We start from the raw sequence: 17,471 nt of genomic DNA on the forward strand, positions 1-17,471 counted from the left end.
CTCACCACAGGGTCCTCTGCTCAGCGTGCAAATCATCGATTGTCTTCGAGACTGCCCAGCCAGGCCTTGCCATGGATCAAGCACCCGCCGTCCGATCAGCTAGAATGGCCGCCTTGTCGTTGCCGAGCCTGCCATGAAACCTGTACTGCCCCATGCCCAACTCGACTGGGATGACCACGGGCGCCCGCGTTCGCGGGTGTTCGATGACGTGTATTTTTCCGATCAGTCGGGGCTGGATGAAACCCGCTACGTGTTCCTTGAACAGAACCGTCTGGCCGAGCGTTTTGCCGCGCTGCCGGCGCACGGGCGACTGGTGATCGGCGAAACCGGGTTCGGCACCGGGCTGAATTTTCTCTGCGCCTGGCAGCTGTTCGAGCAGCACGCGGTGGCCGGTGCGCGGCTGCATTTTGTCAGCGTCGAAAAGTACCCGCTGAGCCCGGCGGATCTGCAACGGGCACTGGCCTTGTGGCCGGATCTGAAGCCGCTGGCCGATCAGTTGCTGACGCATTACGTGGCGATCCATCAGGGCTTTCAGCGGATCATTCTGGGTAATGGCCGGGTCACGCTGACGCTGCTGATCGGCGATGCGCTGGAACAACTGCCGCAACTCGATGCGCAGATCGACGCGTGGTTTCTCGACGGTTTCGCTCCGGCGAGAAACCCCGACATGTGGACCGCCGAACTGTTCGCCGAACTGGCGCGGCTGGCCGCGCCCGGCTCGACCATCAGCACCTTCACCAGCACCGGTTGGGTGCGACGCTTGCTCAACGCCGCCGGGTTCAAGATGAAGCGCACGCCGGGCATCGGCCACAAATGGGAAATCCTGCGCGGCGAGTTTCTCGGCTGGCCGCAGGACGTCGCGCCACCGCTGCCGGACAAACCGTGGTTTGCCCGCCCTGCCCCGCTGACCGGCGAGCGGCGCGCGCTGGTGATCGGCGCCGGGTTGGCCGGTTGTGCGACCGCTGCCAGCCTCGCCGCCCGTGGCTGGCAAGTCAGCCTACTGGAGCGTCACGAGGCCGTGGCGCAGGAGGCGTCGGGCAATCCGCAGGGCGTGCTCTATCTGAAATTGTCGGCCCACGGCACCGCGTTGTCGCAACTGATCGTCAGCGGTTTCGGCTACACCCGCCGTCTGCTGGAAACCCTGCAACGCGGCACCGACTGGGACGATTGCGGTGTGCTGCAACTGGCCTTCAATGCCAAGGAAGCCGAGCGTCAGGCGCAACTGGCCGCGGCGTTCCCAGAGGATCTGGTGCACTGGCTTGATCAGCCGCAAGCCGAAACTCAGGCCGGTATCGCCGTGGCCCATGGCGGGCTGTTCTACCCCGAAGGTGGCTGGGTGCATCCGCCGGCGCTGTGCCAGGCGCAAGCCACGCAAGCGAACATCGAACTGCTCAAGCATCACGACGTGCTGGAACTGCGCAAGGTCGAGGGTCAGTGGCAAGCCTTCGACGGCGACCGCCTGCTCGCCAGCGCGCCAGTGGTGGTATTGGCCGGCGCTGCCGAAATCAAACGCTTTGCGCAAAGCGCGGAGTTGCCGCTCAAACGCATTCGCGGGCAGATCACGCGCCTGCCGCAAACCGCCGAGAGTCAGGCGCTGCGCACCGTGGTCTGCGCCGAAGGTTATGTCGCGCCGGCACGCCTGGGCGAACACACGCTGGGGGCGAGTTTCGACTTCAGCAGCGATGACCTGACGCCGACCACCGCCGAACACCTGGGCAATCTGGCGATGCTCGAGGAAATCTCCAGCGATCTGGTGACACGTCTGCACGTCAATCAACTGCCTCCGGAAACCCTGGAGGGACGCGCCGCGTTCCGCTGCACCAGTCCCGATTATCTGCCGATCGTCGGCCCCCTCGCCGAGCGCGCAGCCTTCGCTCAGGCCTATGCCGCGCTGGGCAAGGATGCGCGACAGGTGCCGGACATCGCCTGCCCGTGGCTCGACGGCCTGTACATCAACAGCGGCCACGGTTCACGCGGGCTGATTACCGCGCCGCTGTCTGGCGAACTGCTCGCGGCGTGGCTGGACAACGAGCCGCTGCCACTGCCCAGAAGTGTCGCCGAGGCCTGCCATCCCAATCGTTTTGCCCTGCGCACGTTGATTCGCGGCAAATGAAAATCGCGACTGGCCACTGGTCAGTCGCCCCCGCTTATAACTCATCGTTCTAAAACTCCCACATCTGCAGCGGGTCAGTTTCTGAGTACCGGCCATTTTGGCCAGACTTGAATGACCCCTCCCCAACGGAAAAACCGGTAAGGACTTTATGTGCGGATTAGCTGGCGAGTTACGTTTTGATCATCAACCTGCAGACCTTGCAGCGGTTGAGCGAATCACCCATCACCTGGCCCCTCGCGGCCCCGACGCGTGGGGCTTCCATGCCCAAGGGCCGATTGCCCTGGGCCATCGTCGCCTGAAAATCATGGACCTGTCGGACGGCTCGGCGCAGCCGATGATCGACAGTCAACTGGGCTTGTCCCTGGCCTTCAACGGCGCGATCTACAACTTCCCGGAACTGCGCGCCGAACTCGAAGCGCTCGGCTACGCCTTCTATTCCGGTGGCGACACCGAAGTGCTGCTCAAGGGCTACCACGCTTGGGGCGAAGCGCTGCTGCCGAAACTCAACGGCATGTTCGCGTTCGCCATCTGGGAGCGCGACGCCCAGCGCCTGTTCATCGCCCGTGACCGTCTCGGCGTCAAGCCTTTGTACCTGTCGCGCACCGGCCAGCGTTTGCGCTTTGCCTCGGCCCTGCCGGCGCTGCTCAAGGGCGGCGACATCAACCCGATCCTCGATCCGGTGGCGCTCAATCATTATCTGAATTTCCACGCGGTAGTACCTGCTCCACGCACCTTGCTCGCCGGCATCGAAAAGCTGCCGCCAGCGACCTGGATGCGCGTCGAAGCCGATGGCCGCACCGAGCAGAAAACCTGGTGGACCCTGCCCTACGGCCCACACGACGACGAGAAAAATCTGACCCTCGAAGACTGGCGCGACCGCGTGCTCGACAGCACCCGTGAAGCGGTGGCGATTCGTCAACGCGCAGCGGTGGATGTCGGCGTGCTGCTCTCCGGCGGTGTCGATTCGAGCATGTTGGTTGGCTTGTTGCGCGAAGTCGGTGTGGAGAACCTGTCGACCTTTTCCATCGGTTTTCAGGATGCCGGCGGCGAGCGTGGTGATGAATTCCAGTATTCCGATCTGATCGCCAAACACTACGGCACCCAACACCATCAATTGCGCATCGACGAAAAAGAGATCATCGAGCAATTGCCCGCCGCATTCCGCGCGATGAGCGAGCCGATGGTCAGCCACGATTGCATCGCCTTCTACCTGTTGTCCCGCGAAGTGGCCAAGCACTGCAAAGTGGTGCAAAGCGGCCAGGGCGCCGACGAGCTGTTCGCCGGCTATCACTGGTACCCGCAAGTCGACGGCGCGGCCGATCCGTACGCAGCCTATCGCGCGGCGTTCTTCGACCGCAGCTACGACGACTACGCGGCCACCGTACAGCCGAAATGGCTGACCGCGAATGACGCGGCCGGCGACTTCGTCAAGGAACATTTCGCACAACCCGGCGCCGATGCCGCAGTCGACAAAGCCCTGCGCCTGGACAGCACGGTGATGTTGGTAGACGACCCGGTCAAACGCGTCGACAACATGACCATGGCCTGGGGCCTGGAGGCGCGCACGCCGTTTCTCGACTATCGCCTGGTGGAACTGTCGGCGCGAATTCCCGGCCAGTTCAAGCTGCCCGACGGCGGCAAACAGGTGTTGAAAGAAGCTGCGCGCCTGGTGATTCCAAGCGAAGTGATCGACCGCAAGAAAGGCTACTTCCCGGTGCCCGGCCTCAAGCATTTGCAGGGCGACACCTTGAACTGGGTGCGCGAACTGCTGCTCGATCCGAGCCAGGATCGTGGCCTGTTCAACCCGGCCATGCTCGACAAATTGCTGACTGATCCGCAAGGCCAACTGACGCCATTGCGCGGTTCGAAACTGTGGCAACTGGCGGCCCTGAACCTGTGGCTCAGTGAACAAGGAATCTGATTGATGAAACCTCACGCCACGGCGATCAACCAACGCCTGTTACGCGGTCAGACGCCGTCGTATGAACGCTTGCAGGCGCGTCTGGCCGAAGACGGCAGCGAACTCGGCGCCGACCCCATTGCCGTGCATTGCGGTTGGGGCCGGCTGCTGATCGGTCACACCTTTCCTGACCCGGCAACGCTGGCGCAGGAACTGCTCAACGAGCAGCCCGGCGAGCGCGATATCGCCCTTTACGTCGCCGCGCCGCAGCAGATTCTGGGGCTGGAACCGACGCAACTGTTTCTCGACCCGTCCGACACCCTGCGCCTGTGGTTCAGCGACTACCGCCAGGCCACCCGCGTGTTTCGCGGCTTCCGTATTCGTCGGGCGCAAAGCGAAGCGGACTGGCAGGCGATCAATCTGCTGTATCAGGCACGCGGCATGCTGCCGATCGACGCCACGCGACTGACTCCGCATCATCAGGGCGGCCCGGTGTACTGGCTGGCCGAAGATGAAGACAGCGGCGCAGTGATCGGCAGCGTCATGGGCCTCAATCACCAGAAAGCCTTCAACGACCCGGAACACGGCAGCAGCCTGTGGTGCCTGGCGGTGGATCCGCAGTGCTCGCGGCCCGGTGTCGGCGAAGTGCTGGTGCGGCATTTGGTCGAGCACTTCATGAGTCGCGGCCTGAGTTATCTGGATCTGTCGGTGCTGCATGACAACCGTCAGGCGAAGAACCTCTACGCCAAGCTCGGTTTTCGCAACCTTTCGACCTTCGCCATCAAGCGCAAGAACGGCATCAATCAGACGCTGTTCCTCGGTCCCGGACCGGAAGCCAACTTCAACCCTTATGCGCGGATCATCGTCGAGGAAGCGCATCGGCGTGGCATCGACGTGCAGGTGGATGATGCCGAAGCCGGGCTGTTCACCCTCAGCCACGGCGGACGCCGGGTGCGCTGCCGCGAATCGCTGAGCGACCTGACCAGCGCGATCAGCATGAGCCTGTGCCAGGACAAGAGCCTGACCCATAAGGTGCTGAAGGCTGCCGGTCTGAAACTGCCCTCGCAGCAACTGGCGGGCAACGCCGATGACAATCTGGCGTTTCTCGATGAGCACCAGCGGGTGGTGGTCAAGCCACTCGACGGTGAACAGGGTCAAGGGGTGGCGGTGGATCTGCAGAGCATCGAAGAGGTGCAGCAGGCCATCGAAGCCGCCAAACATTTTGACAGCCGTGTGCTGCTCGAAAGCTTCCACGAAGGTCTCGACCTGCGGATTCTGGTGATTGGCTTCGAGGTGGTGGCAGCAGCGATTCGTCGTCCCGCCGAGGTGGTCGGTGACGGCCATCATTCGATCGGTGCATTGATCGAGGCGCAGAGCCGCCGTCGACAAGCCGCCACCAGTGGCGAGAGCAAGATCCCGCTGGATCACGAAACCCAGCGCACCTTGCACGCCGCCGGTTATGACTACAGCAGCATTCTGCCGGCGGGCGAGCATCTGTTCGTGCGTCGCACGGCCAATCTGCACACCGGTGGCACGCTGGAAGACGTTACGGCGATTCTGCACCCGACTCTGGTCGATGCCGCCGTGCGCGCCGCGCGGGCGCTGGACATTCCGATGGTCGGCCTCGACCTGATGGTGCCGGCAGCGGATCAAGCGGAGTACGTGTTTATCGAAGCCAACGAACGCGCCGGACTGGCCAATCACGAGCCGCAGCCGACGGCGGAGCGCTTTGTCGACTTGTTGTTTCCGCACAGTCAGCCGGCTGTTTCTTGATTCCGATGCGTCTGGACTGACGCCTTCGCGAGCAAGCCCGCTCCCACAGGTTGAACGCATTCCAAATGTGGGAGCGGGCTTGCTCGCGAAGGGGGCCGCAACAGACACCCTAAATCACCCCTCATCGAAACCATCGATGCGCCTCAACTCATCAGGAGTTTCCATGACCACTCAAATCCCCGAACCGGATCTGAACTACCTGCAAAAAGTCCTGCTGGAAATGCTCGCCATTCCCAGCCCTACCGGGTTCACCGACACCATCGTGCGTTACGTCGCCGAGCGTCTGGAAGAACTTGGCATCCCTTTCGAGATGACCCGTCGCGGCACCATCCGCGCCACGCTCAAGGGCAAGAAAAACAGCCCCGACCGCGCCGTCTCCGCGCACCTCGACACCATCGGTGCCGCTGTGCGTGCGGTGAAAGACAACGGCCGGCTGACCCTGGCCCCGGTCGGCTGCTGGTCGAGCCGGTTTGCCGAGGGCAGCCGGGTCAGCCTGTTCACCGACAACGGCGTGATTCGTGGCAGCGTGCTGCCGCTGATGGCCTCCGGGCACGCGTTCAACACCGCCGTGGACGAAATGCCGATCAGTTGGGATCACGTCGAACTGCGTCTGGATGCCTACTGCGCGACCAAGGCCGATTGCGAATCACTGGGCATCAGCGTCGGCGACGTGGTGGCGTTCGACCCGCTGCCGGAATTCACCGAAAGCGGCCACATCAGCGCCCGACACCTCGATGACAAGGCTGGCGTTGCAGCCCTGCTCGCCTCGCTCAAGGCCATCGTCGACAGCGGCCAGGAGTTGATGATCGACTGTCACCCGTTGTTCACCATCACCGAAGAAACCGGCAGCGGCGCGGCGGCGGCCTTGCCGTGGGATGTCAGCGAGTTCGTCGGCATCGACATAGCGCCGGTCGCGCCCGGTCAGCATTCCAGCGAACACGCGGTGAGCGTGGCGATGCAGGATTCCGGCGGGCCTTATGACTATCACCTGTCGCGGCATTTGCTGCGTCTGGCCAGTGAAAACGAACTGCCGGTGCGCCGCGACCTGTTCCGCTATTACTTCAGCGATGCGCATTCGGCGGTGACCGCCGGGCACGATATCCGCACCGCCCTGCTCGCCTTTGGCTGCGATGCGACCCATGGTTACGAGCGCACGCACATCGACAGTCTGGCGGCGCTCAGTCGCTTGCTTGGGGCGTACATTCTGAGTCCGCCGGTGTTCGCCAGCGATGCGGCGCCGGCCAATGCGTCGTTGGATCGCTTCAGTCATCAGATCGAACATGAGACGCAGATGGAGAGCGATACCCGGGTGCCGTCGGTGGACAGCCTGGTAGGGCAGCGTTCCGACAGCTGATCCGGGGTTCTGTGGTGGCTGGTCTGGCCCCATCGCTGGCAAGCCAGCTCCCACAGAGTTTGATGATGTAAACAGACAGGTGGTCCACCTCGAAAACTGTGGGAGCTGGCTTGCCAGCGATGGGGCCAGAGCCGCTCACACAAAACTGGCAGCCAGCCTCCAATCGCCGTAGCATCCCGCCATTGATTTAGCCGAGGTGCCCATGCTGATTCCCTACGACGCTCTTGAAGTCGACACCCTCACGCGCCTGATCGAGGATTTCGTCACCCGCGACGGCACCGACAACGGTGATGACACCCCACTGGAAACCCGCGTGCTGCGCGTACGCCAGGCGCTGACCAAAGGCCAGGCGCTGATCGTCTTCGACCCGGAAAGCGAGCAATGCCAATTGATGCTCAAGCACGATGTGCCCAAGCATCTGTTCGACTGAACGCTCAGCGAGCCTTTTCGGTGATCTGTTTGCGCTGGATCCGCTCGTAGACTTCAGAGCGGTGCACATTGACCTTCTGCGGCGCTTCGACACCAAAGCGCACGCTGGAACCGTTGACCGATAACACGCGCACGGAAATCTCGTCACCGATGGAAATCAACTCGCCCACTACACGGCTGAGTACAAGCATGGAATTCATCCTTCAGGGTTAGCCAGCCCTGAAGATGCGCGGTGCGCGGGCGCTCTACAATGCGTGGCGAGCAATTCAGTCTTGCCCTACACCCTCAAGCGCCGCGCCCTTCAGACGTTTCCCGCAAATGGCTAAACAGTCTCGCCTCACGCGGCGGAAAAACGCGGCCCGAACAGAATCACGCTGGCGCCGATCACGCACAGTGCCACACCGATCCAGTCCGACCCCAGCGGGCGCACCCGCTCGACCACCGCCAGCCAGCCGATCGACGCGACGATGTAGATCCCGCCATACGCGGCATAGGCGCGTCCGGCGTAAGCCGCTTCGACGCGGGTCAACAACAGCGCGAACAGGGTCAGGCTGAGCAGTGCCGGGATCACCCACAAGGCACTCTTGCCCTGACGCAGCCACATGAAAAAGGCGAAACAACCGGCGATTTCAAACAGCGCCGCGAGGAAAAACCACAGGTAATTGAGCATTTAAGCGTCTCGACAGGGTGACCAATGCGGCCACCCTAACGACGCGCCAACCGCCGGGCAAGTTCAGCCGTTGGTTTGTCTGGCCTTGGCGCGCATTTTATCGGCCATGCTGGTCATCTCGTTGTAGATCAGTTGCGGGTTCTTCTGTTTGATCGCCCAGGCCATGCGCCCCTGTTCGTGCGGCAGGATCATGAACTCGCCGACAGCCACTTGCTGATAAATATAGTCAGCGATGTCGGCAGCCGTGATCGGCGAACTTTCCAGCAACTTGCCGACCTGAGCTTTCATGGCCGGCGTTGGCCCACGGAACGAATCGAGCAAGTTGGTCTGGAAGAACGACGGGCAGACTACGTGCACAGCGACTTCCTGCTGCGCCAGTTCGATCAACAGACTTTCCGACAGCGCCACCACGCCGGCCTTGGCCACGTTGTAGTTGCTCATTGCCGGGCCTTGCATCAACGCCGCCATCGAGGCGATGTTGATGATCTTGCCTTTGCTCTGCTCCAGCAACGGCAGGAACGCCTTGCAGCCCTTGACCACGCCCATCAGGTTGATCGCGATCTGCCAGTCCCAGTCCTCCAGCGACAGCTCGCTGAAGAACCCGCCGGAGGCCACACCGGCGTTGTTGACGATCACGTCGATGCCACCCAATTTCACTTCGCAGGCCTGGGCAAACGCGGTGAGCTGGCTGTAATCACGCACATCGCAACGCTGGGTAAAACCGTCGCCACCGGCCTCGCGCACCAGTTTCAGGGTTTCCTGCAGGCCCGGCTCGCTGACGTCGGACAAGGCCAGTTGCCAGCCTTCACGCGCCCAGCGCAGCGCGATTTCGCGACCCAGACCTGATCCCGCGCCAGTGATCATCATGCGATTTTGCATAGCAGACAGCCTTGTTGTTCCGTAGGAGATGCGCGGAGTGTAGCGAAGGATCTGCGGCGGCCCACGCTCCATCAGATTGCTGAATACAGGATCAAAAGATCGCAGCCTTCGGCAGCTCCTACACCGATCCCTGTAGGAGCTGCCGAAGGCTGCGATCTTTTGATCTCGCGCTTTAAAGGAAATAAACGAGTAATCCAAATACATTAAAAAAACATTGAATTTTCTTTCATATGCACCAGTCGGAACTTGTAAGCCGGCTGGAATTAGTTAGCTTCCAGCCGCCCTTGAACACCAAGACTTCTCGAACACTATCAACAAGGAAATCGACATGGGCACAATTCTTATCATTATCCTGATCCTGTTGCTGATCGGTGGTCTGCCGGTCTTCCCGCACTCCAGAAGTTGGGGTTACGGTCCTTCGGGCATTATCGGCGTGGTGTTGGTGGTGCTGTTGGTACTGCTGTTACTTGGCCGGATATGACGAATTAGCCGGTAAAAAAAAGAGGCCCCGAAAGGGCCTCTTTTTTATTGCGCGGTTGTTAAAGCAACGGCATCAGTCTGGCTTGCCGTTGACCACACCAGCGGTGTTGTCCATCAGGCTTTTGGTCGCCGTTTGCAGGAACGCTTCAAGCTTGAGCTTCAGTTCGGCGGTCCGCGGGGCGTCCGGAATGATCTCGGCAGAAGGGTTCGCGCCCAGTTGGTACTGGTAAATTTTCGGCGCCATTTCCTTCTCTTTCGGCAGCACCAGGATCTGGTCGGCGGTGACGATGGCGGTGGTCTGCTCGCTGCCCGACGGCTTGATCACACCGAAACCGGTGTCGCCGGCCGGCAGGTTCAGCAGGTCGCGACCCCAGCACTGATGACGGACTTCGCCACCCAGACGCCCCATGATGGTCGGCACGATGTCGATCTGGGTGCCCACGGTATGGTCACGGGTACCGAACTTCTCCTGGATGCCCGGGGCGATCATCAGCATCGGCACGTTGAAGCGGCCCAGGTCCATTTCGGTGATCTGGCGCTCGTTGCCGAAACCGTGGTCGCCGACGATCACGAACAGGGTTTCCTTGAAGTACGGCTCTTTACGCGCCTTCTCGAAGAACTGACCCAGTGCCCAGTCGGCGTAACGCATGGCGGTCAAGTGTTCGTTGAGGCTGCCACGATCGGTCACACGCTCCACCGGCAATGGCGTCGGCAAGGCGTATGGCGTGTGGTTGGACAGGGTTTGCAGCAGCGCGTAGAACGGCTTGCCGTTTTCCCGTGCCTTCAGTTCCACCAGACCACGGTCAAACATGTCCTGGTCGGACACGCCCCAGGTCGGATCGGAGAACACCGGGTTGACGAAGTCGTTACGGCCAACGAAGTTGGTCATGCCCTGGTTGCTGAAGAAGCCCGACTGGTTGTCCCAGGCGAAGTCGCCGTTGTAGACATACACGTCGTCATACTTGCGCGCGCTGAGCAGCTGCGGCAGGCCGGACAGCTTGTGGCTGCCTTCCGGGGTCTGCATCAGGTATTCGAAGCCCGGCAGGTTCGGGAAGCACGCCATGGTGGCGAACATGCCCTGGTGGGTATGGGTGCCGTTGGAGAAGAAACGGTCGAACAGCAGGCCTTCCTTCGACAGCTTGTCGAGGTACGGCGTGATATTGCCCGGTGCGCCCAAGGCGCCGACCGAGTGACCGGCCATGCTTTCCATCAGGATCACCACCACGTTCTTGATCGGCAGTGTCTTGTCGGCCGGTGGCGTGTAGTCACGACGCACCGCCGCGATGTCGGCATCGACCAGTTTGTCGTCCGGCATCACCAGCATCTCGCGCACCACTTTCTGCGCCTGTTCCTGCGGCAGGGTGGCTTTCCAGATGTTGTCGCGGTCCTCGCCCATGCGGTCCTTGGCGGCCGCGATCAGCGACAGCGTACCGTTAAGGCCGAGCTGGTTGGCGAAGTTCGATTCGGTGGTGTACACGTCACCCCAACGCAGCGGCGGGCCCTGACGCAGGGTGCCACGGGCAGCCACCACGCAGATCAGCAGGCAGACCACGAATACCGCGAGACGCGTGTACCACGGCGCCACCTGACGGGTGCCGACGTTGCCACCGCTGAACGGGCCGCGTGGACGGGTCGCACGGTCGGCGCCCTTGAAGGCCAGGGTCAGGATCACCGTGCCGATGACCCACGCCAGCAGATAGCGCACCACCGGGAAACCGTACCAGAGCATGCTCATCACGGTTTTCGGGTCTTCCTTCACGTACTGGAACACCAGACCATTGAGGCGCTGGTGAAACTCACGGTAGAAGTCCATCTCCATCAGACCGAGGAACAGCGCGATGCTCGAGGCGACGGTCAGCCACAGACGGAAGAAACCGCGAGCGGCCATCGCCCGCGCGCTGAACAGTGCCAGCACCAGCGGAACGCAGACGTAGACCACCAGACGCAGGTCGAAACGCAGGCCGTTGGCGAACGCTTCGAGGAAGGTCGAAGCCGGGGTGTCGAGGATCATCTCGCGGTTGTAAACCAGCAGCGCGAGGCGCAGCACGGAAAACATCACCATCATGACCAGGGCACACAGCAGTGTGTAGGCCAGATGCGATTTGACGGTCGGTTGCAGCAGGCGAGTGGAAGATCGCTGCTGATTCAGGGCGTCCGGGTTTGCCATGTCGTTTTAGGACCCATTGGAAGTTGAAGTTGCAAAATACGGCGGCGCCATGCCCTCTTTTGGCCATTCCAGGCCCCGGGGCGTGCGCGGTGCGCAAATGTTGCACGATCAACGGCAGCATTGCCATTGATTACTGCCCCGCTGCCCGACTCTTTCATACCGGCAGACGCATCGGGACTCAGTAAATTGCGCGGGTGAATTGTCTGGAACGCTTTGTGAAAATTTCGTCCAACGCATATCTGGAAACACAATATAACGACAAAACAAAAACGCCCCGAATCGGTCGGGGCGTTTTGCAGTCAGCGCGAAGATTACTTCTCGGCGCGTTCTTTCAGGGCTTTAAGCGTGTTGAACGGTGCGTCGACCACGAACTTGTTGGCGATCATGCTCGGCACGCTGCCGCCTGGCTCGGTGTGTACTTGATAGGTCACTTCGACCTGATCGCCTTTCGGTACGAACTTCCAGAAGCCTTTGACCTGAGCGACGCGAACGAAACCCTTCTCTTCCGGAACGTACTTCGGTACACCTTCGAGATTGCGGGTCAGGCTGCCATCAGCGCCTTCGACGGTGGTGATGTGCAGCACCGAATCACGCGAAGTCACGGGCCATGGCGTGTTGAACTGCGTGTAGGTCCAGCTCTGAGTACCCTCGTTCTTGAGCAGCTTCTGGGATTTGCACTCGTAGATCCAGGTGCAGGCCCCGGCTACGTCTTCCTGCAAGGCACGCAGTTTGGCAACGGTGGTCTTCATCAGGGCAACACCCTGATAGGACTTGTAGTCAGAGCCCGGCACTTCGGCCAGCGAAACCTTGATCCCGTCCTGCTCCTTGGCGACTTTCCAGTCCTCAGCCTGAGCGACCGATGTCGCCAGCACAGCGGTCAAACCACACAACACAGCGATACGATGCAGCGAACCCATAGTCTTATTCCTTATTGTTGAAGTTCCGTTCGTTTGACACATCACGCCGCCGTCATTTGCTCCCACCAGCCGATCAACCTGATCGCCTCTTCCGAGTTGCTGCCACAGACTTCGACATCGGCGGCAAATCCGGAGCAGACCGCCGGGCGCTCCGGCTGGCCGAAAATGTTGCACAGATTTTCGACCGAGAGTTGCACGCACCGTTCGCCGGCAGGTTTGCCGTTGGGCATGCCTGGAATGGCGGAGCTGATGGAAGGGGCAATGCAACAGGCGCCACAGCCTTCACGGCATTTCATGACGAGCAAGTCCTCGCGACGGGCAATGTGTTAAAGAGACACGGACAGAGTAACCGCTAAAACGGCTGTTTCAAATTCCCTGAACCGGGGTTTTTACCGATAACTGAATGTGACTGACCAGTCTCCGACAAAGCGTCTGGTTCGCGGGTCACGGATCGTTTGAATTTATTGCTTGAACTCGAAATCCAGCGCGGCGCCTTCGACTTCGCGGCGCTCTTCATTGCGCAGTTGCAACTGCATTTCGTTGCTGAGCAAACGGCCGTTGAGCTGGAAGCCGCTGTTCTTCTCGCCGAACATCTGCGGCAGGATCGCCTCGTGTTTGGGCAGCGTTACAGTACCGGCGGGTTTGAGTTGCTGGACCATGTCCTTGGGCAGGCTCAGATCAAGCTTGGCCGGTGGCAGTCGGGTTTTCGCCACCTCGCTGGCCGGTTTTGACTTGGAGGCGATCGGGGGCCGCTTCTTCACCGGGGCGGCTTTCTTTTGCGGGGCTTTTTTAACTTGAGCTTTCTTATCCGCAACGGCTTTGTTGCTGGCCGTTTTGCTCGCTGGTGCTGACGCCGCAGGCTTTTCCTGAACGGCGGCTGCCATGACACCGGGCGCATGGCCCATCATCAACGCACCAAGCAAAATCCAGGCAGCAGGCAAAATCGCTTTCATGAGCCCCACAACACTAACGGCAGAGGGCCATATGCTCGCCTGTTGAGCGTCACAAGACAAGCATGACGCGCCACTCGTTCAGAATCCGCCAGCCGTTTCCTGACACAGTTGAGTCGCCAGCAACCCGAGGGTCATCAGCGCCCGTTCCGCCTCGCGATTCCACGGCGTGCCGCAGTTCAGGCGGATGCAGTGGTTGAACTGCTCGGTATTACTGAAGATCAGCCCCGGTGCAATACTGATGCCCTGCTGCAAAGCACGGACGTGCAATTCCTGGGTATTGACCCTGCCCGGCAGACTCACCCAAAGGATGAAACCGCCCGTGGGCCGGGTCATTTGCGTGCCTTCGGGGAAGTACTGCTGCACCGCCAGCTGGAAAGCGCTGAGGTTTTTCCGGTATTCCTGGCGGATGTACCGTAAATGCCGGTCATAACCGCCATTTTCCAGATAAGCGGCAATCGCCATCTGCGTGACGCTGCACGCCGAATGCGTGGTGAACGTCTGCAGACGCTGGATTTCCTGCTGATATTTGCCGGCGATCATCCAGCCGACCCGCACGCCCGGCGACAACGTCTTGGAAAAACTCGAGCAGTAGATCACCCGATCCAGTCGATCGTAGGCCTTGAGGGCTTTGGTGCGGCCCTGCTCGAACATCAACTCGCCATAGATGTCGTCTTCGACGATCTGGATATCGAAATCCGAGGCCAGGCGCAGCAATTGTTTCTGCCGCTCTTCGGGCATGGTGCCGCCCAGTGGATTGCTCAGCCGGGTGGTCAGCACCAGCGCCTTGATCGACCATTGGTTGGCCGCCAGTTGCAGGGCTTCGAGGCTCATGCCGGTGGCCGGATCGCTGGGGATCTCGATCACTTTCAAGCCCAGCAGGTCGGCCAGTTGCAGCAGACCGTAATAGGTTGGCGATTCGGCGGCGATCAGATCGCCCGGACGGGTCAGCACCCGCAACGACATCTGCAGGGCATCGACACAACCGTGGGTGATCACCACTTCCGACGGGTCGACCACGACGCCAGCATCGCGCATGCGGATTGCCACTTGCCGGCGCAACGGTTCAAAACCGGGGCTGAACATGTAGCTGAAAGCGCGCGGACTATGAAATCGGGTGACCTTGGCCAGTTGCTGATGCAGCGCACGAACCGGAAGGTAATCGACGCTCGGCACCGCCGCGCCCAACGGAAAAACCCCCTCGCGCCGCGATTCGACCAACACTTGCTGAATGATGCTGGCGCGGGTGACCAGGCCCGGGCGTTCGACCCGGGCGATGTCCGGGGTCGGCGCCGTTAGTGCCGGGGTCTGGTGCACGTAGTAACCGGACTGTGGCCGTGCACGGATCAGGCCCTGATCTTCGAGATTGGCGTAGGCCTGCAACACCGTTGCATGGCTGACATTGAGCTGCGAACTCATCTTGCGCACCGACGGCACGCGTTCCCCGGGTTGATAGACGCCGCGCCGGATGTCTTCGGCCAGTTGTTGAGCAATACGTTGGTAGAGCAAGAGGTTGGTCATGACGCAGCACTCGATTTCACGGGCATTTTATTCTTGTGTGAAACAATACCGGAACAGTTTAGAAGTGTACTGGGACAGTTGCCACCATAGTCGACCGTACAGTGCAGTGTCAGCTACAACTGTACGGATTTGCGCGCTATTCGACAGACGTAAAAAAGCCCGGCGCTGCATAGCAGGCCGGGCTTTCCAGAGACGCGGCCCTCAGCGGGCGGCGCCGAGCTGGCCCTTTTCGTCGGAAAACACAATTTCCACTCGACGGTTCTGTGCCCGCCCGCGCTCGGAAGCGTTGGCGTCCACCGGGTACTCGTCACCGTAACCTTCGACCTGAATGCGCTTGTCCTCAATCCCGAGGTCCATCAGTACATCGGCCACGGCTTGCGCGCGATCACGCGACAGCTTGAGGTTTTCCTGTTTGCCACCGGTGCTGTCGGTGTAGCCCTCGATACGCACCACGCGTTTCGGGTTGAGCTGCAGGAACTGCACGATCTTCAACACCACGCGATTCGCCGAGTTCTTCAGCTCCGCCTCGCCGGTATCGAACAGCACGTCACCGAGGGTCATCACCAAACCACGATCAGTTTGCGTGGTGGCCAGCGCCACGATCTGCTCTTCGAGCCACTTGCCCTGCTGCTGCACGCTCAGCAGTTTTGACTCGCGCAGGGCCAGTTGCAGGCGCTGGCGTTCCAGCTCGAGTTTCGCCGCGCGCTCTTCGTTGAGCACCAGATTGGTGTGTTCGCGGGCGATTTCGCTATAACGCTGACTGAGGTAGGCGTAATGCGCGACATCCCCGCCACTGCCCCAATAGGTCGACAGACGATCGGCACGGGCCAGCGACTCACCGGCGCGGATCACATCCTTGGGCGCGATACGCAGCACGTTGGAATCTTCCTTGACCTTCTGGAAATCGCTGCTGGCCTGTTGCAAGGCGGCTTCGCTGTGTTGACCTGCGCAACCGTAGAGGCTCGCGCAACCGGCCAGGATCAGGCCGCCGAGGGCTTTGGACTTGAGGCTCATTGGGCATCTCCCAGTTGCTTGCGCAGACGGATGATGCGGGTGTTCAACACATTCAATTGCTCTTCGCTCTTTTGCGTCAGCACTTTGGCTTCGGCCAGACGTGCGTCCAGTTCGGCCTGTTCGGCACGCATGCGGGCGTTCTTGAAGGACTCGTCGGTCATGTTGCCCTTGGCCCGGTTGAACTTGTCTTCGGCCAGTTTCATTTCCGGCAGGTCATCGGCGGTCGCACCGACAGCCTTGGCCTGGGTGATGGCCTGCTCGGTCAGGCGCATTTGCTCATTGGGTGCCGGATCGTTGGCGCAGCCGGCCAGGGCCAGAACGGCCATGGCCGCGAAAAGAGGTCGAATACTCACTAAGAATCCCTACTGTTTTGGGGCACTGACAGATGGCTGCGGCTGTTGCTGCTGAGCCTTCCAGCGCTCGATATTGCGTTGCAGCGCGGCTTCGGTCAGTCCGGACGCGGGCAATTCTGTCATCTTTTTAGCGAGCTGTCCGCGCAACCACGGATCGTTGCAGGCCGAGTTGTGCGAAACCGCGAGGAACAGCCCTGGTCGGTCGATCGGTTGCTCGAAGGCCAGCAGATCATTGGCCATGCCCAATGCCTGCGCGGCAGCCATGCCCGAGTAGCGGCCGGCGAGTACATATTCCACTTCACCCAACAGAAGTTTCTGAAAGGCCTGGGTGATGTTTGCCGTCCGGGTCAGGGTCAGATTCTGCTCGGCGAAAGCGCCGAATGCCTGGGTCATTCGAGACTTTTCCGACATCCCGCCGGTGTGCCCGTGAAGGTCTCTGGCTTCGCTGTAGACCAGCGTCGAGCCTTTGCGCGTCCACACCAGATAGTCGTTTTCCAGCAATGGCGGATAGATGTAGTCGAGGTTTTCCAGCTCGTTGAACATCAGCGGCGTGTCGGCCAGCATGTCCATGCGCCCGCTGCGCACTTCATCGAGGGCCTGCGCGCGTTTGCCGGCGTAGAGCAATTCGACCTTGATCCCCAGATCCTTGGCCACTTGCTGCAACAGGTCGGCACTGGCGCCGATCAAGTGCCTGGGATTCTGCGGATCCTGCCACAGGTACGGCGGCGCATCCGGGCTGCCGGTGACGACGAGGCGCTCACACTTGCCGGCGGCCACAGCCATTCCCGGCAACAGGATCAATCCCAACAACAACCTGCGGCGCAGATCCATGGCACAACGCTCCCACTCAAATCCGATGTCTAGTCCTGAAATAGGTTTACACCTGTTTCAGTCTCAAAACGCCCGATGCACCGCATCGGGCGTTTTGTATTTCAGGGATAAGTGCGGCCG

The 17,471-nt window shown here is 60.9% G+C and carries 17 protein-coding genes; 6 read left to right on the forward strand and 11 right to left on the reverse strand.

Features of this window, described 5'->3' with window-relative positions:
- The first annotated feature begins 133 nt into the window (after nt 1–133).
- The 5 genes from mnmC (at nt 134) to ACIOUG_RS16625 (ending at nt 7,570) form a co-directional block, all read left to right on the forward strand.
- Nucleotides 134–2,113, forward strand: coding sequence for a bifunctional tRNA (5-methylaminomethyl-2-thiouridine)(34)-methyltransferase MnmD/FAD-dependent 5-carboxymethylaminomethyl-2-thiouridine(34) oxidoreductase MnmC (gene mnmC / locus ACIOUG_RS16605; protein ID WP_401067028.1), 1,980 nt, complete (start codon nt 134–136; stop codon nt 2,111–2,113).
- 148 nt (nt 2,114–2,261) lie between these two features.
- Entirely contained in the window at nt 2,262–4,034 is a 1,773-nt protein-coding gene (locus tag ACIOUG_RS16610) for an N-acetylglutaminylglutamine amidotransferase (protein ID WP_047598738.1), read from the forward strand.
- 3 nt (nt 4,035–4,037) lie between these two features.
- Entirely contained in the window at nt 4,038–5,786 is a 1,749-nt protein-coding gene (ngg, locus tag ACIOUG_RS16615; RefSeq protein ID WP_401067030.1) for an N-acetylglutaminylglutamine synthetase, read from the forward strand.
- A 163-nt stretch (nt 5,787–5,949) separates the two neighbouring features.
- Nucleotides 5,950–7,140 carry an osmoprotectant NAGGN system M42 family peptidase gene (locus ACIOUG_RS16620; protein WP_003226953.1) on the forward strand — a complete coding sequence of 397 codons (1,191 nt, stop codon included), beginning with the start codon at nt 5,950–5,952 and terminating at the stop codon, nt 7,138–7,140.
- Nucleotides 7,141–7,342: 202 nt separating this feature from the next.
- Nucleotides 7,343–7,570 (forward strand): YheU family protein, encoded by a 228-nt coding sequence (locus ACIOUG_RS16625; protein WP_003192759.1) that lies wholly within the window; start codon nt 7,343–7,345, stop codon nt 7,568–7,570.
- 4 nt (nt 7,571–7,574) lie between these two features.
- Here ACIOUG_RS16625 and csrA read toward each other — a convergent pair whose 3' ends face one another.
- From csrA to ACIOUG_RS16640, 3 genes are all read right to left on the reverse strand, one after another.
- On the reverse strand, nt 7,575–7,760 hold the full coding sequence (gene csrA / locus ACIOUG_RS16630; RefSeq protein WP_401067033.1) for a carbon storage regulator CsrA: 186 nt from the start codon (nt 7,758–7,760) through the stop codon (nt 7,575–7,577).
- 146 nt (nt 7,761–7,906) lie between these two features.
- Nucleotides 7,907–8,239 carry a YnfA family protein gene (locus tag ACIOUG_RS16635; RefSeq protein WP_003226957.1) on the reverse strand — a complete coding sequence of 111 codons (333 nt, stop codon included), beginning with the start codon at nt 8,237–8,239 and terminating at the stop codon, nt 7,907–7,909.
- Between the two features lie 63 nt (nt 8,240–8,302).
- Nucleotides 8,303–9,118: an SDR family oxidoreductase gene (locus ACIOUG_RS16640; RefSeq protein ID WP_401067034.1), complete on the reverse strand. Its 816-nt coding sequence runs from the start codon at nt 9,116–9,118 to the stop codon at nt 8,303–8,305.
- A 322-nt stretch (nt 9,119–9,440) separates the two neighbouring features.
- Here ACIOUG_RS16640 and ACIOUG_RS16645 point away from each other — a divergent pair, with 322 nt between their 5' ends.
- Entirely contained in the window at nt 9,441–9,599 is a 159-nt protein-coding gene (locus ACIOUG_RS16645) for a DUF3309 family protein (RefSeq protein WP_169432680.1), read from the forward strand.
- A 72-nt stretch (nt 9,600–9,671) separates the two neighbouring features.
- Here ACIOUG_RS16645 and ACIOUG_RS16650 read toward each other — a convergent pair whose 3' ends face one another.
- From ACIOUG_RS16650 to ACIOUG_RS16685, 8 genes are all read right to left on the reverse strand, one after another.
- Entirely contained in the window at nt 9,672–11,765 is a 2,094-nt protein-coding gene (locus ACIOUG_RS16650) for an LTA synthase family protein (RefSeq protein ID WP_401067036.1), read from the reverse strand.
- A 311-nt stretch (nt 11,766–12,076) separates the two neighbouring features.
- Nucleotides 12,077–12,682 carry an START domain-containing protein gene (locus tag ACIOUG_RS16655; protein ID WP_401067038.1) on the reverse strand — a complete coding sequence of 202 codons (606 nt, stop codon included), beginning with the start codon at nt 12,680–12,682 and terminating at the stop codon, nt 12,077–12,079.
- A 41-nt stretch (nt 12,683–12,723) separates the two neighbouring features.
- Nucleotides 12,724–12,978, reverse strand: coding sequence for a YkgJ family cysteine cluster protein (locus tag ACIOUG_RS16660; RefSeq protein WP_047598752.1), 255 nt, complete (start codon nt 12,976–12,978; stop codon nt 12,724–12,726).
- Between the two features lie 165 nt (nt 12,979–13,143).
- Complete coding sequence (locus tag ACIOUG_RS16665; protein ID WP_401067040.1) at nt 13,144–13,635, reverse strand: translation initiation factor 2; 492 nt, start codon at nt 13,633–13,635, stop codon at nt 13,144–13,146.
- 78 nt (nt 13,636–13,713) lie between these two features.
- The gene (locus ACIOUG_RS16670) at nt 13,714–15,153 is read right to left on the reverse strand and encodes a PLP-dependent aminotransferase family protein (protein WP_003226969.1); all 1,440 of its coding nucleotides are present in this window, start codon (nt 15,151–15,153) and stop codon (nt 13,714–13,716) included.
- A 201-nt stretch (nt 15,154–15,354) separates the two neighbouring features.
- Nucleotides 15,355–16,167, reverse strand: coding sequence for an OmpA family protein (locus tag ACIOUG_RS16675; protein WP_401067042.1), 813 nt, complete (start codon nt 16,165–16,167; stop codon nt 15,355–15,357).
- Complete coding sequence (locus ACIOUG_RS16680) at nt 16,164–16,520, reverse strand: DUF4398 domain-containing protein (RefSeq protein ID WP_401067044.1); 357 nt, start codon at nt 16,518–16,520, stop codon at nt 16,164–16,166. The genes ACIOUG_RS16675 and ACIOUG_RS16680 overlap by 4 nt, the downstream gene beginning before the upstream one ends.
- Nucleotides 16,521–16,529: 9 nt before the next feature.
- Complete coding sequence (locus ACIOUG_RS16685) at nt 16,530–17,351, reverse strand: substrate-binding periplasmic protein (protein ID WP_401067046.1); 822 nt, start codon at nt 17,349–17,351, stop codon at nt 16,530–16,532.
- Nucleotides 17,352–17,471 lie beyond the last annotated feature (120 nt).

The sequence above is a fragment of the Pseudomonas sp. NPDC087803 genome (assembly GCF_044742995.1).
GTDB lineage: Bacteria > Pseudomonadota > Gammaproteobacteria > Pseudomonadales > Pseudomonadaceae > Aquipseudomonas.

Bases quoted from the DNA above. Each gene is read 5' to 3' on its own strand.
- ACIOUG_RS16670 (WP_003226969.1), bottom strand. From the start codon at position 15,153: ATGACCAACCTCTTGCTCTACCAACGTATTGCTCAACAACTGGCCGAA.
- ACIOUG_RS16625 (WP_003192759.1), top strand. From the start codon at position 7,343: ATGCTGATTCCCTACGACGCTCTTGAAGTCGACACCCTCACGCGCCTG.
- ACIOUG_RS16655 (WP_401067038.1), bottom strand. From the start codon at position 12,682: ATGGGTTCGCTGCATCGTATCGCTGTGTTGTGTGGTTTGACCGCTGTG.
- ACIOUG_RS16685 (WP_401067046.1), bottom strand. From the start codon at position 17,351: ATGGATCTGCGCCGCAGGTTGTTGTTGGGATTGATCCTGTTGCCGGGA.
- ACIOUG_RS16675 (WP_401067042.1), bottom strand. From the start codon at position 16,167: ATGAGCCTCAAGTCCAAAGCCCTCGGCGGCCTGATCCTGGCCGGTTGC.
- ACIOUG_RS16640 (WP_401067034.1), bottom strand. From the start codon at position 9,118: ATGCAAAATCGCATGATGATCACTGGCGCGGGATCAGGTCTGGGTCGC.
- ACIOUG_RS16610 (WP_047598738.1), top strand. From the start codon at position 2,262: ATGTGCGGATTAGCTGGCGAGTTACGTTTTGATCATCAACCTGCAGAC.
- ACIOUG_RS16650 (WP_401067036.1), bottom strand. From the start codon at position 11,765: ATGGCAAACCCGGACGCCCTGAATCAGCAGCGATCTTCCACTCGCCTG.
- ACIOUG_RS16635 (WP_003226957.1), bottom strand. From the start codon at position 8,239: ATGCTCAATTACCTGTGGTTTTTCCTCGCGGCGCTGTTTGAAATCGCC.
- mnmC (WP_401067028.1), top strand. From the start codon at position 134: ATGAAACCTGTACTGCCCCATGCCCAACTCGACTGGGATGACCACGGG.
- ngg (WP_401067030.1), top strand. From the start codon at position 4,038: ATGAAACCTCACGCCACGGCGATCAACCAACGCCTGTTACGCGGTCAG.
- ACIOUG_RS16665 (WP_401067040.1), bottom strand. From the start codon at position 13,635: ATGAAAGCGATTTTGCCTGCTGCCTGGATTTTGCTTGGTGCGTTGATG.
- ACIOUG_RS16660 (WP_047598752.1), bottom strand. From the start codon at position 12,978: ATGAAATGCCGTGAAGGCTGTGGCGCCTGTTGCATTGCCCCTTCCATC.
- ACIOUG_RS16620 (WP_003226953.1), top strand. From the start codon at position 5,950: ATGACCACTCAAATCCCCGAACCGGATCTGAACTACCTGCAAAAAGTC.
- csrA (WP_401067033.1), bottom strand. From the start codon at position 7,760: ATGCTTGTACTCAGCCGTGTAGTGGGCGAGTTGATTTCCATCGGTGAC.